At 47.5% G+C, this 15750-nt stretch carries 12 protein-coding genes, 5 tRNA genes and 2 rRNA genes (1 of these 19 only partly in view); all 19 read right to left on the bottom strand.

The window, feature by feature from the left end; all coding sequences use genetic code 11:
- Positions 1-66 precede the first annotated feature (66 nt).
- Positions 67-4152 (bottom strand): DNA-directed RNA polymerase subunit beta, encoded by a 4086-nt coding sequence (rpoB, locus tag D0C16_RS19340; RefSeq protein ID WP_151033865.1) that lies wholly within the window; start codon positions 4150-4152, stop codon positions 67-69.
- Positions 4153-4435: 283 nt separating this feature from the next.
- A complete protein-coding gene (rplL, locus tag D0C16_RS19335; RefSeq protein WP_151033864.1) occupies positions 4436-4804 on the bottom strand; it encodes a 50S ribosomal protein L7/L12 in 369 nt (122 codons plus the stop codon).
- 66 nt (positions 4805-4870) lie between these two features.
- Positions 4871-5362 carry a 50S ribosomal protein L10 gene (gene rplJ, locus D0C16_RS19330; RefSeq protein ID WP_151033863.1) on the bottom strand — a complete coding sequence of 164 codons (492 nt, stop codon included), beginning with the start codon at positions 5360-5362 and terminating at the stop codon, positions 4871-4873.
- A gap of 254 nt (positions 5363-5616) precedes the next feature.
- Positions 5617-6312 (bottom strand): 50S ribosomal protein L1, encoded by a 696-nt coding sequence (gene rplA / locus D0C16_RS19325; protein ID WP_151033862.1) that lies wholly within the window; start codon positions 6310-6312, stop codon positions 5617-5619.
- Between the two features lies 1 nt (position 6313).
- Positions 6314-6745, bottom strand: coding sequence for a 50S ribosomal protein L11 (rplK, locus tag D0C16_RS19320; RefSeq protein ID WP_151033861.1), 432 nt, complete (start codon positions 6743-6745; stop codon positions 6314-6316).
- A 145-nt stretch (positions 6746-6890) separates the two neighbouring features.
- Entirely contained in the window at positions 6891-7424 is a 534-nt protein-coding gene (nusG, locus tag D0C16_RS19315; RefSeq protein WP_151033860.1) for a transcription termination/antitermination protein NusG, read from the bottom strand.
- Between the two features lie 5 nt (positions 7425-7429).
- Positions 7430-7798 (bottom strand): preprotein translocase subunit SecE, encoded by a 369-nt coding sequence (gene secE, locus D0C16_RS19310; protein ID WP_151033859.1) that lies wholly within the window; start codon positions 7796-7798, stop codon positions 7430-7432.
- A gap of 24 nt (positions 7799-7822) precedes the next feature.
- Positions 7823-7898, bottom strand: a tRNA-Trp gene (locus D0C16_RS19305).
- A 55-nt stretch (positions 7899-7953) separates the two neighbouring features.
- Positions 7954-9177 carry an elongation factor Tu gene (gene tuf / locus D0C16_RS19300; protein WP_151033858.1) on the bottom strand — a complete coding sequence of 408 codons (1224 nt, stop codon included), beginning with the start codon at positions 9175-9177 and terminating at the stop codon, positions 7954-7956.
- Positions 9178-9253: 76 nt separating this feature from the next.
- Positions 9254-9329: transfer RNA gene (locus tag D0C16_RS19295), tRNA-Thr, on the bottom strand.
- 17 nt (positions 9330-9346) lie between these two features.
- Positions 9347-9420: transfer RNA gene (locus D0C16_RS19290), tRNA-Gly, on the bottom strand.
- Positions 9421-9479: 59 nt separating this feature from the next.
- Positions 9480-9563, bottom strand: a tRNA-Tyr gene (locus tag D0C16_RS19285).
- A 95-nt stretch (positions 9564-9658) separates the two neighbouring features.
- Positions 9659-9734: transfer RNA gene (locus D0C16_RS19280), tRNA-Thr, on the bottom strand.
- A 45-nt stretch (positions 9735-9779) separates the two neighbouring features.
- Positions 9780-10493 carry a hypothetical protein gene (locus D0C16_RS19275; RefSeq protein ID WP_151033857.1) on the bottom strand — a complete coding sequence of 238 codons (714 nt, stop codon included), beginning with the start codon at positions 10491-10493 and terminating at the stop codon, positions 9780-9782.
- Positions 10494-11252, bottom strand: coding sequence for a type III pantothenate kinase (locus tag D0C16_RS19270; RefSeq protein WP_191968557.1), 759 nt, complete (start codon positions 11250-11252; stop codon positions 10494-10496).
- Positions 11249-12244, bottom strand: coding sequence for a bifunctional biotin--[acetyl-CoA-carboxylase] ligase/biotin operon repressor BirA (gene birA / locus D0C16_RS19265; RefSeq protein ID WP_151033855.1), 996 nt, complete (start codon positions 12242-12244; stop codon positions 11249-11251). Before birA ends, D0C16_RS19270 begins: the two co-directional genes overlap by 4 nt.
- The gene (alr, locus tag D0C16_RS19260) at positions 12237-13337 is read right to left on the bottom strand and encodes an alanine racemase (RefSeq protein WP_191968556.1); all 1101 of its coding nucleotides are present in this window, start codon (positions 13335-13337) and stop codon (positions 12237-12239) included. The genes birA and alr overlap by 8 nt, the downstream gene beginning before the upstream one ends.
- 190 nt (positions 13338-13527) lie before the next feature.
- Positions 13528-13643, bottom strand: a 5S ribosomal RNA gene (rrf, locus tag D0C16_RS19255).
- Between the two features lie 240 nt (positions 13644-13883).
- Positions 13884-15750 (bottom strand): 23S ribosomal RNA (locus tag D0C16_RS19250); it runs 1020 nt beyond the window's last position.

Here is a 15750-nt window from a genome sequence, read left to right as displayed (position 1 = left end):
TTCTAGGCGAATTCTTTGGTGGTTCCGGGTTAATGCCAGCTCCGGAGAGCTGGCAACGGGCAAGCATTAATCTTCTTGCTCCAGCTCGATATTGATACCCAGAGAGCGGATTTCCTTGACCAATACGTTGAAGGATTCGGGCATGCCCGGCTCCATACGATGGTCGCCATCAACGATGTTTTTATACATCTTGGTACGACCGGCAACGTCATCCGACTTAACTGTAAGCATTTCTTGCAAGGTGTAGGCTGCACCGTATGCTTCCAGTGCCCACACTTCCATCTCACCGAAACGCTGACCACCAAACTGCGCTTTACCACCCAATGGCTGCTGGGTAACCAGACTGTACGAACCGGTTGAACGGGCGTGCATCTTGTCGTCGACCAAGTGGTTCAACTTCAGCATGTACATGTAGCCAACGGTTACCGGACGGGTGAACTGGTCACCGGTACGTCCATCATAAAGAATGGTTTGACCTGAATCGGACAAGCCAGCCAAACGCAACAGGGATTTGATTTCATGCTCTTTCGCACCATCAAATACTGGCGTCGCCATCGGTACACCGTCAATCAGGTTTTTAGCCAGATCCAAGATCTCTTTATCAGAGAATGACGCCAGATCTTCTTTCGCAGCAACATCGCCGGTCTTGTTGTAAATGTCTTCAAGGAAGGCGCGAACATCAGCAATCGCTTTTTGCTCTTGCACCAGCTTGTTGATTTTCACACCCAAACCTTTCGCGGCCATACCCAAGTGCATTTCCAACACCTGACCCACGTTCATACGTGAAGGTACACCGAGCGGGTTGAGTACGATATCAACGGTCTCACCATTTTCGTCATAAGGCATATCTTCGATCGGCATAATGACCGAGATAACCCCTTTGTTACCGTGACGACCTGCCATCTTGTCGCCAGGCTGGATACGACGCTTGATTGCCAAATACACTTTAACGATTTTGAGAACGCCAGGAGCCAGGTCATCGCCAGTAGACAACTTGCGTTTCTTATCTTCAAAACGCTCGTCCAGAATCTTGCGACGTTCAGCCAACTGCTCTTCAGCACGATCAATCTGCTCGTTCAGTGCTTCTTCGTTCATACGAAGCTTGAACCACTGGTCTTTCTCAAGACCATTCAGGATGTCGTGAGTCATGGCTTCGCCTTTCTTCACGTTTTTGCCTGATGCAACAATTTGGCCTACCAATGCAGAACGCAGACGCTCAAAGGTAGCGGTTTCAACGATACGATATTCTTCGTTGAGATCTTTACGCACTTCATCCAACTGTGCTTTTTCAATTTCCAGGCTGCGCTGATCTTTTTCCAGACCATCGCGAGTAAATACCTGAACATCGATAACAGTACCTTTGGTGCTTGAAGGCACACGCAGGGAAGTATCTTTAACGTCAGAAGCTTTTTCACCGAAAATTGCACGCAGCAATTTTTCTTCCGGCGTCAATTGGGTTTCGCCTTTTGGCGTTACCTTGCCAACCAGGATATCGCCACCAACCACTTCAGCACCGATGTAAACAATACCGGACTCATCCAGTTTGCTCAGGGCACTTTCACCCACGTTTGGAATATCGGCTGTGATTTCTTCGCTGCCCAACTTAGTGTCGCGCGCGATACAGGTTAATTCCTGGATGTGGATAGTGGTGAAGCGGTCTTCCTGTACAACACGCTCGGAAACCAGAATCGAGTCTTCGAAGTTGTAACCATTCCACGGCATAAATGCGATACGCATGTTTTGGCCAAGCGCTAATTCACCCATATCTACCGATGGACCATCAGCCAGGATGTCACCGCGAGAAACCACATCACCCATGCTTACGATTGGACGTTGGTTAATACAGGTGTTTTGGTTAGAACGGGTGTATTTGATCAGGTTGTAAATATCCACACCGGCATCGCCAGCCTGCACTTCTGCATCGTGAACTTTTACTACGATACGACCAGCGTCGACGCTATCGATCACGCCACCACGCTTGGCAACAACGCACACACCTGAGTCAGCAGCAACATTGCGCTCCATACCAGTACCAACCAGCGGCTTTTGCGAACGCAGAGTTGGAACAGCTTGGCGCTGCATGTTTGATCCCATCAATGCACGGTTAGCATCGTCGTGCTCAAGGAACGGAATCAATGACGCCGCAACCGATACAACCTGGCGTGCAGATACATCCATATACTGAACTTCAGCCGCAGGCTTGAGGGCAAATTCGTTTAAATGACGAACAGATACCAACTCTTCTGTCAGATTGCCTTGTTCATCCAGAGTTGCAGATGCCTGTGCAATCACATATTCGGATTCATTAATCGCTGATAAGAAATCGATTTCGCTAGTTACCTTGCCGTCAATCACTTTACGGTACGGGCTCTCCAGGAAACCGTAATTGTTAGTGCGCGCATAGGTTGCCAGAGAGTTGATCAAACCAATGTTTGGACCTTCTGGCGTTTCAATTGGACATACACGACCATAGTGAGTCGGGTGTACGTCACGCACCTCAAAGCCTGCGCGTTCGCGAGTCAAACCACCTGGGCCAAGTGCAGAAACACGACGCTTGTGCGTAATTTCAGAAAGCGGGTTGTTTTGGTCCATGAACTGGGACAATTGTGAAGAACCGAAAAATTCTTTCACTGCAGCAGCAACCGGTTTGGCGTTAATCAAATCCTGTGGCATCAAACCTTCGCTTTCCGCCATGGACAAACGCTCTTTCACTGCGCGCTCTACACGAACCAAACCAACGCGGAATTGGTTTTCTGCCATTTCACCCACAGAGCGAACACGACGGTTACCCAAGTGATCGATATCATCCACAACGCCTTTACCGTTACGGATAGAAATCAACGTCTTCATAACATCAACGATGTCGTCGTTAGACAAAGTGCCTTCACCGGTTTCCGCTTCGCGACCAAGACGACGGTTGAACTTCATACGACCTACTGCAGACAAGTCGTAACGCTCTTGCGAGAAGAACAGGTTCTGGAACAGCGCTTCAGCAGACTCTTTGGTTGGCGGCTCGCCAGGACGCATCATGCGGTAAATTTCCACCAACGCTTCCAGCGCCGTGCGGGTTGGATCAACCCGCAAGGTTTCAGAGATAAATGGGCCACAATCCAGCTCGTTGGTATACAACGTTTCTACTTTTTCAACGCCAGCCGCAGCAATTTTATTCAATACATCCGCAGTAATTTCGGTGTTGCATTCAAACAGCAATTCACCAGTGCGGGTATCAACAATATCTTTCGCCAATGAACGGCCCAACAGATATTCAGAAGGAACGTCCATTTGATCAACGCCAGCTTTTTCCAACTGACGAATATGACGTGCAGTGATACGACGCCCTTCTTCAACAATGATATTGCCTTTGTCGTCTTTAATATCGAATGTAGCCACATCACCGCGCAGACGCGATGGAACCACTTCGTAACTGAACTGGCCATCTTTACCCAAGGTAAAGCTGCTGGTCTCGAAGAACATGCCCAGCATTTCTTGCGAGCTAAAGCCCAACGCGCGCAACAAAATAGTCGCCGGTAACTTGCGACGACGGTCGATACGCACATACAGCAAATCTTTTGGATCAAACTCAAAATCCAACCAAGAACCACGGTAAGGAATAATACGTGCGGAATAAAGCAGCTTGCCTGATGAATGCGTTTTGCCCTTGTCGTGGTCAAAAAACACGCCAGGAGAACGGTGCAGCTGAGAAACAATGACGCGCTCAGTACCGTTGATAACAAACGTACCGTTATCAGTCATGAGCGGAATTTCGCCCATGTAGACTTCTTGTTCTTTAATGTCTTTGATCGCTTTGTTAGAAGACTCACGATCATAAATAATCAAGCGCACTTTAACGCGCAGGGGAACAGCGTAGGTAGCACCACGCAAAATACATTCGTTTACATCAAATGCGGCTTTACCCAGGTTGTAACTTACGTATTCAAGCGCAGCATTACCTGAGTAACTGACAATTGGAAAAACGGAACGGAAAGCAGCGTGCAACCCCATATCGTCACGCTTATTAGGTGCAGTCTCTGCCTGGGTAAACTTTCTGTAGGAATCTAACTGAATCGCCAAGAGGTAAGGTACATCCATTACGTGAGGCAGTTTGCCAAAATCCTTGCGGATACGTTTTTTCTCAGTATATGAGTAAGCCATCTGTATTCCCCAGCTTGTTCGCGGATCGGGCTTGATCGCAGCCATGAAAACGCCTGAGCGCTTCTTTGTGTAAAACCACTAACTCAACAATGTGTTCGATTGTTCGTAACATTTCATTACGATAATTGCTTCCCGCATCACTCAGCAAAAATTACCTGCTGACAAATTCCCTATGGGCATTTTTCAGTTAATTACTCTGAAAACAGAAAAAGGCTGGCGGGTAAAAAACCCACCAGCCTTGTGTCCAAACTAAAATGGACCCTGGAAAGCACCAGACGTAAAATTATTTCAATTCTACGATAGCGCCAGCTTCTTCCAGTTTTGCTTTTGCAGCTTCTGCGTCAGCTTTAGAAACACCTTCTTTAACTGCTTTTGGTGCTGCTTCAACCAAGTCTTTAGCTTCTTTCAAGCCCAGACCAGTCAATTCGCGAACAGCTTTAATTACGTTTACTTTCTTGTCGCCAGCAGAGGACAACATTACGGTGAATTCGGTTTGCTCTTCTACGGCAGCAGCAGCTGGACCTGCAGCAACAGCAACAGCAGCAGCAGCGCTAACACCGAATTTTTCTTCCATTGCAGAAACCAGCTCTACTACATCTTTAACAGACATTTCTGCGATGGCATTGATGATATCTTCTTTAGTCAGAGACATGACTCAATTCCTATTTTGGAGAGCATTACGCTCATAAATCATTAAAAATTTAAGCAGCTATCGAAATTAAGCAGCTTGTTCTTTTTGGTCGCGAACGGCCGCAATGGTGCGAACCAGTTTGCCAGCAGCTGCTTCTTTCATTGTACGCAGCAGGCGAGCCACAGCTTCGTCGTAGGTTGGCAGAGTTGCCAACATAGCGATGTTTACTTTCTCACCTTCAAAAGCGGCAGCCTTCAATTCAAACTTGTCATTTTCACGCGCGAAATCTTGCAGAATGCGGGCGCCCGCACCTGGATGTTCGGTTGAGAAAGCGATCAAGGTTGGACCAACGAAAGTGTCAATGAGACATTCGTAAGCTGTGCCTTGTACAGCGCGACGGGCCAAAGTGTTGCGGACGACTTGAATCCAAACGCCTGCTTCACGGGCCTGCTTGCGCAGAGCGGTCATTTTACCTACGGTTACGCCACGGGAATCCGCAACCACCGCAGACAACGCACTCTTAGCAGCTTCATGGACTTCAGCGACAATCGCTTTCTTACCATCAAGTCCTAGTGCCACGGGATTTCTCCTGTTGGGATAGAGATAATCTATCGTTGTCTTCAATTTCCATCGCAATCCAGATTTAAAATCAGGATAAGCAATGAAACCATCATTTGGTGATGTCATTCAGCTTTTTTATACTGAAAAGGGTCTCACCATCTGCGTAGGCAATTGCATTAAGTCTCGAGCAAAACTCAACTCTTAACACCTACGGTCTTTGACAGCCCGCCTACAAAAGCAGGCGGACCCCAAAGTTCTTTTGCATCTGCAAATTAAATTGCGAGAGATGCTTGATCGATTACCAAACCTGGGCCCATAGTGGTGCTCAAACAAATCTTCTTCAGATAAATACCCTTTGAAGTTGCAGGCTTGGCTTTTTTCAAATCGTTAACCAAAGCTTCCAGGTTTTCTTTGATAGCCACAGCATCAAAAGAAATCTTACCCAGCCCGCCATGAACGATACCGCCTTTCTCTGCACGGAAACGAACTTGACCTGCTTTAGCATTTTTTACTGCAGTCACTACATCTGGGGTAACTGTGCCAGTTTTTGGGTTTGGCATCAGGCCACGAGGACCAAGCACTTGACCCAACTGACCAACCACACGCATTGCGTCGGGGCTAGCAATTACTACATCAAAATCCATCTTGCCAGCTTTAATTTCAGCGGCGAGCTCATCCATGCCAACAAACTCTGCACCAGCAGCTTTCGCCGCTTCAGCGTTTGCGCCTTGAGTGAACACTGCAACGCGAACAGATTTACCGTTGCCATGAGGAAGGGTGGTAGCACCGCGAACAGACTGATCAGATTTACGTGGGTCAATACCCAAGCTGATAGCTACATCTACGGTTTCTGCAAATTTTACATTAGAGACTTCTTTCAACAGAGCAACAGCATCCTCAATTGAGTACTGCTTAGTTGAATCAACTTTCTCATTGATAGCACGTTGACGTTTGGTGATTTTTGCCATGTTATACGCCCTCCACTTCCAAGCCCATTGAACGCGCAGAGCCTGCAATAGTGCGCACAGCAGCATCCATATCAGCAGCAGTCAAATCTGCCATTTTTGTAGTAGCAATCGCTTCCAATTGCGCACGGTTTACCTTGCCAACCTTGTTGGTGTTTGGACGACCGCTACCACTGGTAATACCGGCAGCCTTCTTCAATAAGAAAGATGCTGGAGGTGTTTTCATTACAAAAGTAAAGCTGCGATCACTATATACACTGATAATTACCGGTACAGGCGCGCCAACTTCCATGCCCTGAGTTTGGGCATTGAACGCTTTACAGAATTCCATAATATTCACGCCATGCTGACCCAATGCGGGACCAACTGGTGGACTTGGATTTGCTTTACCAGCTGCAACTTGCAGCTTAACGTAAGCGGTTACTTTTTTTGCCATGACATTACTCCCCTATGGGTGTTAGCGCCTCAATCAGGTTTTTGGCAAAACCTGACGTCTTCGGCTCCCCGCCCTGATCGAAACCAAGGACACGAAAACCCCTCTTTGCATTGCAAAGAAGGGCACTTATAAACCTTGTTAGCTATCAGGTCTTTTCTACCTGACCGAATTCCAATTCAACCGGAGTTGAGCGCCCAAAGATCAGTACTGCAACTCGCAATTTATTTTTGTCGTAATTAACTTCTTCAACGACACCATTAAAATCATTAAATGGGCCATCAATTACACGAACCATTTCACCAGGCTCAAATATGGTTTTAGGCTTAGGCTTTTCGATTGAATCGTCAACACGACGCAAAATTGCTTCTGCCTCTTTCTCAGTAATAGGCGCAGGCTGATCAGCCTTGCCACCAATAAAGCCCATTACCCGCGGAGTGTCTTTCACCAAATGCCAAGTATCATCATTCAATTCCATTTGAACTAACACATATCCAGGAAAAAACTTACGCTCACTTTTACGCTTTTGCCCACCGCGCATTTCAACAACTTCTTCTGTAGGAACAAGAATTTCACCGAAACTCTCTTCCATACCGTAAAGCGCAACGCGATCACGCAATGATGACGCAACTTTTTTTTCATAGCCCGAGTAGGCGTGAACCACATACCAGCGTTTAGCCATAATTCTTAACCTATGATGCTGGAAGCAACAAAGCCAAATAGGGTGTCTAACAACCACAAAATAATCGAGGCCACTATAACAACAGCCAGTACAATTAATGTTGTTTGATTAGTTTCCTGACGCGTAGGCCAAACAACCTTACGCAACTCAACTAATGCGCCACGCACCACATCAGCGATGGCTGAACCTTTTGCTGTTTGCAGCGCGACAAATACAGCAACTGCAGCAAGCACAATCAAGCCAAGCGCACGATAAAGAATAGATTCAGCTGAAAAATGAGAATTTCCGACAACACCAACAGCAACCACAGCCGCAACCAGAAGCCATTTTAATGCATCCAGCCGATAAACTTTCTCTTCAGTATTTGCAGTCATTATCACGGAAACCTTCATGAAATTTGGCAGGCCAGGAGGGACTCGAACCCCCAACACCCGGTTTTGGAGACCGGTGCTCTACCAATTGAACTACTGGCCTAACATAAATGAAGCAGCTTTGTGCAGCAGCCATAAAGCTGCCACACAAAAGTTAATTACTGAATGATTTTGGCAACAACGCCAGCACCAACAGTACGACCACCTTCACGGATAGCAAAACGCAGACCGTCTTCCATCGCGATTGGGTGAATCAGGGTAACAACCATCTTGATGTTGTCACCTGGCATAACCATTTCTACACCTTCCGGCAACTCTACTGCACCAGTTACGTCAGTAGTACGGAAGTAGAACTGTGGACGATAGCCCTTGAAGAATGGAGTGTGACGACCACCTTCTTCTTTGGACAGAACGTACACTTCCGCTTCAAACTTGGTGTGCGGAGTTACAGAGTTCGGCTTACACAGAACCTGACCACGCTCAACGTCATCGCGCTTAGTACCGCGCAACAGAACACCAACGTTCTCACCAGCACGACCTTCGTCGAGCAACTTGCGGAACATTTCAACACCAGTACAGGTGGTTTTTTGAGTGTCTTTCAAGCCAACGATTGAAATCTCTTCGCCAACTTTAACAATGCCGCGCTCTACACGACCAGTTACCACAGTACCACGACCAGAGATAGAGAATACGTCTTCTACTGGCATCAGGAATGGCTGATCGATTGCACGTACTGGCTCTGGAATGTAGCTATCCAGAGACTCAACCAGCTTACGCACAGCGGAAGTACCCAGACCGTTGTCGTCCTGGCCGTTCAACGCCATCAATGCAGAACCTGCAATGATTGGAGTATCGTCACCTGGGAAGTCGTAAGTAGACAGAAGCTCACGCAATTCCATCTCTACCAATTCCAGCATTTCGTTGTATTCGTCAGTGCCTACACCGCCGCAGTCTTCAGCCAGCAGGTCAGCCTTGTTCAGGAACACCACAATGTAAGGAACACCCACTTGGCGAGACAGCAGGATGTGCTCACGGGTTTGCGGCATTGGACCATCGGTCGCACCACACACCAGAATCGCACCGTCCATCTGAGCAGCACCGGTAATCATGTTCTTCACATAGTCGGCGTGGCCTGGGCAGTCAACGTGTGCGTAGTGGCGAGTTGGAGAGTCATACTCTACGTGAGAAGTGTTAATGGTAATACCACGAGCTTTTTCTTCCGGTGCATTATCGATACCGTCATAAGCTACGAAGCTACCGCCCCAGCTCTCTGCACACACTTTGGTCAAAGCTGCGGTCAGAGTGGTTTTACCATGGTCAACGTGACCGATGGTGCCCACGTTGACGTGGGGCTTGTTACGTTCAAACTTTTCCTTCGCCATTGCGAGCGCCTCCTCAGACGTAGATGACTTTTACACAGATAAAAAAGCTGCGAGAGAGCAACTCTCGCAGCGCACTTGGAGCTCATAAGCAGATTTGAACTGCTGACCTCACCCTTACCAAGGGTGTGCTCTACCAACTGAGCTATATGAGCCTAAAACCTTAATAGTTTGGAGCGGGTAGCGGGAATCGAACCCGCGCCATCAGCTTGGAAGGCTGAGGTTCTACCATTGAACCATACCCGCTTTAATCAGATATTGGCTGCTAGCTCACTTGCTTTTGCCTTTCTCTGTATTAGAGAATTTGGTGCAGGGGGGTGGATTCGAACCACCGAAGCTCGCGCGTCAGATTTACAGTCTGATCCCTTTGGCCACTCGGGAACCCCTGCCGAAAACCGCCGGCATTTTCCGACCTGAATCGCCAACTGTCAATCTATTTTTTTAACAAATTCACAGAGTTACGATCAAAACAACTGGTTAAAATTGGAGCTGGCGAGAGGAATTGAACCCCCGACCGGCTGATTACAAGTCAGCTGCTCTACCTACTGAGCTACGCCAGCTTTCTAACCACCGCTGTTTGTGGAGGCAGAATTCTATTGAAACATTTACTGAGAAGCAACACCTAAACAATAATTTTGTCGTTTTTCTAAGCCTGATTGTTTACTTAAGAGATCCACCCATACCAATTCGTCTACTTTTTCAGCAAGCCCCGCATCCAGAACCACCCAAGTCTCCAGAATTGTTTTTGGTAAAGCTTTTATCGCAACTTCATAACCGTGACCTTTTATTTCGCTCGATTTTATTTCAGCCTCAGCGTAATCGGCAAAACGCCCGAAAGAAATTCCATTGGCCAACTCACCCCGGGTAATGATATGGCTTTCAATATTTTTCTTTTGTAACTCATATAAACGTCGAACAGCCTCTTTCTCTGACATTTCCGGCTTGAGATATACCCAGAATGACTCACCCTCCTGAATCTCTATCGGTGCTATATGAGCACTGATGCCGAAGGCCGTCAAACGTTCTACCGCGTACTCAGCTTGCAATAACTGCTCATACGGACCAATCATTGAGCACAACTCTCCACCTCCAGTGCCATCAGACTTATTATTCGACGTAATTTCTGTCACCTTTAAATTATTTTTTTTTGCTGGGGCAATTTCACCAGCGGCCTCTGATAATAATTGCAAATTATTTTTCGTTTCTGCGACACCTCGGTCATCAACCAACGGCAACACTTCACCATCTTTCAAAAAAAATGCTTGATGAACAAAAAAAGCAGCGTTTGCAATCACTAGCACCAAAAATATTGCCCGCATTTATTGCTCCGTATTTTTGGAATTGTTGAAAACATAACTAAGCCCATCCAAAGTCAAATCTGGTAAAAACTGAGCTTCCGGGTACAACGACAGGAATTTCCCTGCGTCACCTCCCGTGAAAACAATATCCATCTTCGACTCAGGCTCCATTTTTTGAAGTTGAGTTATCCCATTGCCGACTAACCCCATTAACATTGCAGTAACGGCAGAGTGAACTGCCCCACTGGTTGCGATGCCGGGCTGTAGGCTCGCTACGCTAAAAAATTCATCGATCGCAACCCGACAGGTTCCGTTCACCAAAGAACTTAGCATAAGGTTAATTCCTGGAGCTATGAAGCCACCTAGGTGTCGACCACCTCTCAAAATCAGATCCACTGTTATTGCGGTCCCGAACGAGACAAGTATTAGCGAATTATGAAAACGATTATGGGCACAGACAATCCCCACCCAGCGATCAGCCCCCAACGTAGAAGGTTCTACATACCCATTGACCACTTTACCAAATGCAGGCGCTACGCGAGCGAACTCAGGAGTAATGCCCAAAAAAGACTCGCACCACGCTACCATTTCTCGTTCCTTAGCCTCGCTGACAACACTAACGCAGAGCACCCTTTTGATACTTAACCGATGCAGATCCAAGGGAATATCAAGCTCATTAAAATGCGTCGCTGTTAACAAATGGCCGCGAGCCACTACTTCGTGGTCGGTACGCAATCGCCATTTACAGCGAGAGTTACCTAGATCAAACTCCAAAATCACGATAACGACCTCAAAGAAAGTTCACCGCCATGAAAAGTCTGCTCTCCGAGATCGGTTTCAAGGCACAACGCCCCTGTTGATGAAACACCAGAAAACCTACCCGTCACCGTTTGCTGTCCGTTGCGCAAGACAACACGATCCCCCAAATACGCAGCTTTCTGCATCCACTCAGAGTGGTAGCGCGCAAAACCCGTCTGATGATAATCCGTTAATATCGCAATCAAATTGTCGATCATTGCAGCCGCCAAATAATTTCGCTCCATGGTCGACTTTGCCTCCTTCGCTAGAAGAGAGTTCAATGCCGTCCATGGCTGGTCAATGTCATTTATTTGGTTGTGTTGCATGGCAACGTTCAGCCCAACTCCTACAACAACCTGGCAACAACCGACAGGATCACCCATAACCTCAATCAAAATACCGGCGAGCTTTTTATTTTGATGTAAAACATCATTCGGCCACTTCAGTGTTACGTCATTTACGCCTGCTATTTGTAAAGTGCGTACAACTGCTACGCCTATTGCCAAGCTAAGCCCTTCCAGTGCTGCTACTCCGCCATCAAATTCCCACCCAATTGAGCAATATATATTTTGCGCCAGTGGGCTGACCCAAACGCGACCTCTGCGCCCCCTCCCTGCAGACTGAAACTCAGCTAAACAAATTTTTCTGGAAGGATTTTGCTCACGCATCAGAAAAGAATTTGTTGAATCCAATTGAGCAAAGACTCTTAAATCCAGATCTTCTTTAGAGGTTAAATTTGCTTTAATTTTTTCCGCATCTAGGAGATCTAGCCCCCCCTGAATACGATAGCCTCTACCTTTTACTGAAGATAAGCCGACGCCAAACCCCTCTAGTTTTTGTAGATGCTTCCATACTGCTGCACGACTTACTCCTAAGATACCACCCAAATCCTCGCCTGAATGAAACTCACCATCAGCCAGCAAAGTCACGATATTCCAAAGTGCTCCGAGCTCAGACTTATGTGAATCAATCATGATTCGCCTCGGATAAATACTGCCTCTTATAGCGCCCACCGAGTGATGTCAGCACCTCGTAGCCTAACAATTGACTTTTATTGCTCAGATATTCAAGCGTGAAGTTTTCACTTATGACTTCTATTGATTGACCCAATAATTGGTCGCTAGGCAAGTACACGTCAGAGATATCGAAGAGCGTTACATCCATAGATATACGCCCAATTGTGCGAACTCTATATCCGCACAAATCACCTTCAGGCTGCTTCCCAAGCGTTCTATGCAATCCATCAGCGTAGCCCCCAGCAACCACAGCTACTCGCTTACCTTTTGGTAGAGAGGCATCAGCCCCATACCCAAGAGTAACATCGTCGTCCAAAGTTCGGACCTGAATAATCGGTAAGGACAAACGCACAACCGGCATCATGGGATTAACTTGTTTGGGCTGTGGATTTATTCCGTAAATAGCTGCACCAGGTCTAACCAGATCAAAATGCCATTTACTACCTAAAAAAATTCCCGATGAATTGGCGAGACTTCGTCGAATCGAAGGGATAATCTTTGCAATAAGTGCAGCACTTTGCGCGAACCGCTGTTGTTGTACTGAGTTTAATCGGTGCGAGGGGTCATCAGCACAGGCAAGGTGACTCATTAGTAAAACGGGATTAATCGCTTTTATCAAATCAGCGTCTTCACAGAGAAAGTTAAACTCATAACGATCCAAGCCAAGACGGGTCATCCCTGTGTTGAGTTTTACTGCAGAAGGGAATGTGCAATTTTGTTTTTGGTTTTGTTGCGCCCAATCTTTGATTTGCGACAACGAGCAGAGAACAGGAATTAATTTAGCGCCGATAAATTCTTGTGTCTCGCAGATACGAGGACCACCCAACACATAGATAAGACTATCGGAAGGAAGAAAGCCTCTGGCGGAAAGCCCCTCTTCAAGAGTGGCCACAAAAAAATCTCTACAACCTGCGGAATAAAGTGCGGGGCCAACCCGTGAGGCACCTAACCCGTATGCATTTGCTTTTATCACAGCTGCGGCTGTCCCTTGTGAAACAGATGAAATGTAGAGCCAGTTAGCTTGAATAGCGGAAAGATCAATTGTTAACACGTGATGAGCCCATGGTGCGGAACAGAAAATACATCTAAGCAGAGCTCAATAATAAAAGCCAGTGATCAGAAGGCAAAAAGGGTGTAACCACAAATTAGAATCTAGCGGTTTTGCGCAGGAGAAAGATCAAAAATTTGATGCAAATAAAAAACGCCCGATAGAGTATCTATCGGGCGTTTTATATTTAGAAGCTTGACGATGACCTACTCTCACATGGGGAAGCCCCACACTACCATCGGCGCTAAGTCGTTTCACTTCTGAGTTCGGTATGGGATCAGGTGGTTCCAACTTGCTATGGTCGTCAAGCAATTTTGTATGAGTTCGAAGGTCTTATGACATTTATTATGTCAGCCTTGATTGACTCAAATAGGGTGGTGGATTGTAAAGCGTTGCTGTTTTACTTTGTATCTATCTACTTGCTATCTAACGATTAGCCAGTTTGTCATATTTTACAGTGTTTTGGATGCTTGTATATCCTGAACAAGTCCGAACAGAGTTTTCTTCTCTGTGTGAATCGTTAAACCGTCTAACAGTCGATTCTGTTATATGGTCAAGCCGCACGAGCAATTAGTATTGGTTAGCTCAACGCCTCACAGCGCTTCCACACCCAACCTATCAACGTCGTAGTCTTCAACGGCTCTTTAGGGGACTTAAAGTCCCAGGGAGATCTCATCTTGAAGGAGGCTTCCCGCTTAGATGCTTTCAGCGGTTATCCCGTCCGCACATAGCTACCGGGCAGTGCCGTTGGCACGACAACCCGAACACCAGAGGTGCGTTCATTCCGGTCCTCTCGTACTAGGAACAACTCTTCTCAAATCTCCAACGCCCACGGCAGATAGGGACCGAACTGTCTCACGACGTTCTAAACCCAGCTCGCGTACCACTTTAAATGGCGAACAGCCATACCCTTGGGACCGGCTTCAGCCCCAGGATGTGATGAGCCGACATCGAGGTGCCAAACACCGCCGTCGATGTGAACTCTTGGGCGGTATCAGCCTGTTATCCCCGGAGTACCTTTTATCCGTTGAGCGATGGCCCTTCCATACAGAACCACCGGATCACTAAGACCTACTTTCGTACCTGCTCGACATGTCTGTCTCGCAGTCAAGCGTGCTTTTGCCTTTACACTAACCTCATGATTTCCGACCATGATTAGCACACCTTCGTGCTCCTCCGTTACTCTTTGGGAGGAGACCGCCCCAGTCAAACTACCCACCATACACTGTCCGTAACCCGGATAACGGGCCGACGTTAGAACCTCAAACATACCAGGGTGGTATTTCAAGGACGGCTCCATCGAAACTAGCGTCTCGACTTCAAAGCCTCCCACCTATCCTACACAGATAGGTTCAAAGTTCAGTGCAAAGCTATAGTAAAGGTTCACGGGGTCTTTCCGTCTAGCCGCGGGAACACGGCATCTTAACCGCGATTTCAATTTCACTGAGTCTCGGGTGGAGACAGCTCCCCCATCATTACGCCATTCGTGCAGGTCGGAACTTACCCGACAAGGAATTTCGCTACCTTAGGACCGTTATAGTTACGGCCGCCGTTTACCGGGGCTTCGATCAAGAGCTTCGCTTGCGCTAACCCCATCAATTAACCTTCCGGCACCGGGCAGGCGTCACACCCTATACGTCCACTTACGTGTTTGCAGAGTGCTGTGTTTTTAATAAACAGTTGCAGGGGACTGGTATCTTCGACCGGCATGGGCTTACGGAGCAAGTCCTTCACCCTCACCGGTGCACCTTCTCCCGAAGTTACGGTGCCATTTTGCCTAGTTCCTTCACCCGAGTTCTCTCAAGCGCCTTGGTATTCTCTACCTGACCACCTGTGTCGGTTTGGAGTACGGTCTCTTTTTACCTGAAGCTTAGAGGCTTTTCTTGGAAGCATGGCATCAACCACTTCGTGTTCCGAGGAACACTCGTCATCAGTTCTCGGCCTTAAGATCCCGGATTTGCCTAAGATCTCAGCCTACCACCTTAAACACGGACAACCAACGCCGTGCTGGCCTAGCCTTCTCCGTCCCCCCATCGCAGTAAAAAGAGGTACAGGAATATTAACCTGTTTCCCATCGACTACGCGTTTCCGCCTCGCCTTAGGGGCCGACTAACCCTGTCCCGATTAGCGTTGGACAGGAACCCTTGGTCTTCCGGCGAGGGGGTTTTTCACCCCCTTTATCGTTACTCATGTCAGCATTCGCACTTCTGATACCTCCAGCATGCTTCTCAACACACCTTCGACGGCTTACAGAACGCTCCCCTACCCCACATACAAAGTATGCAGCCGCAGCTTCGGTTGCTAGTTTTAGCCCCGTTACATCTTCCGCGCAGGCCGACTCGACTAGTGAGCTATTACGCTTTCTTTAAAGGGTGGCTGCTTCTAAGCCAACCTCCTAGCTGTCTAAGCCTTCCCA

The organism is Cellvibrio sp. KY-GH-1 (genome assembly GCF_008806975.1).
In the GTDB taxonomy this organism is placed as follows: domain Bacteria; phylum Pseudomonadota; class Gammaproteobacteria; order Pseudomonadales; family Cellvibrionaceae; genus Cellvibrio.
The sequence above is the reverse complement of the archived record's forward strand: the minus strand, read 5'-3'. Positions and strand labels throughout refer to the sequence as shown.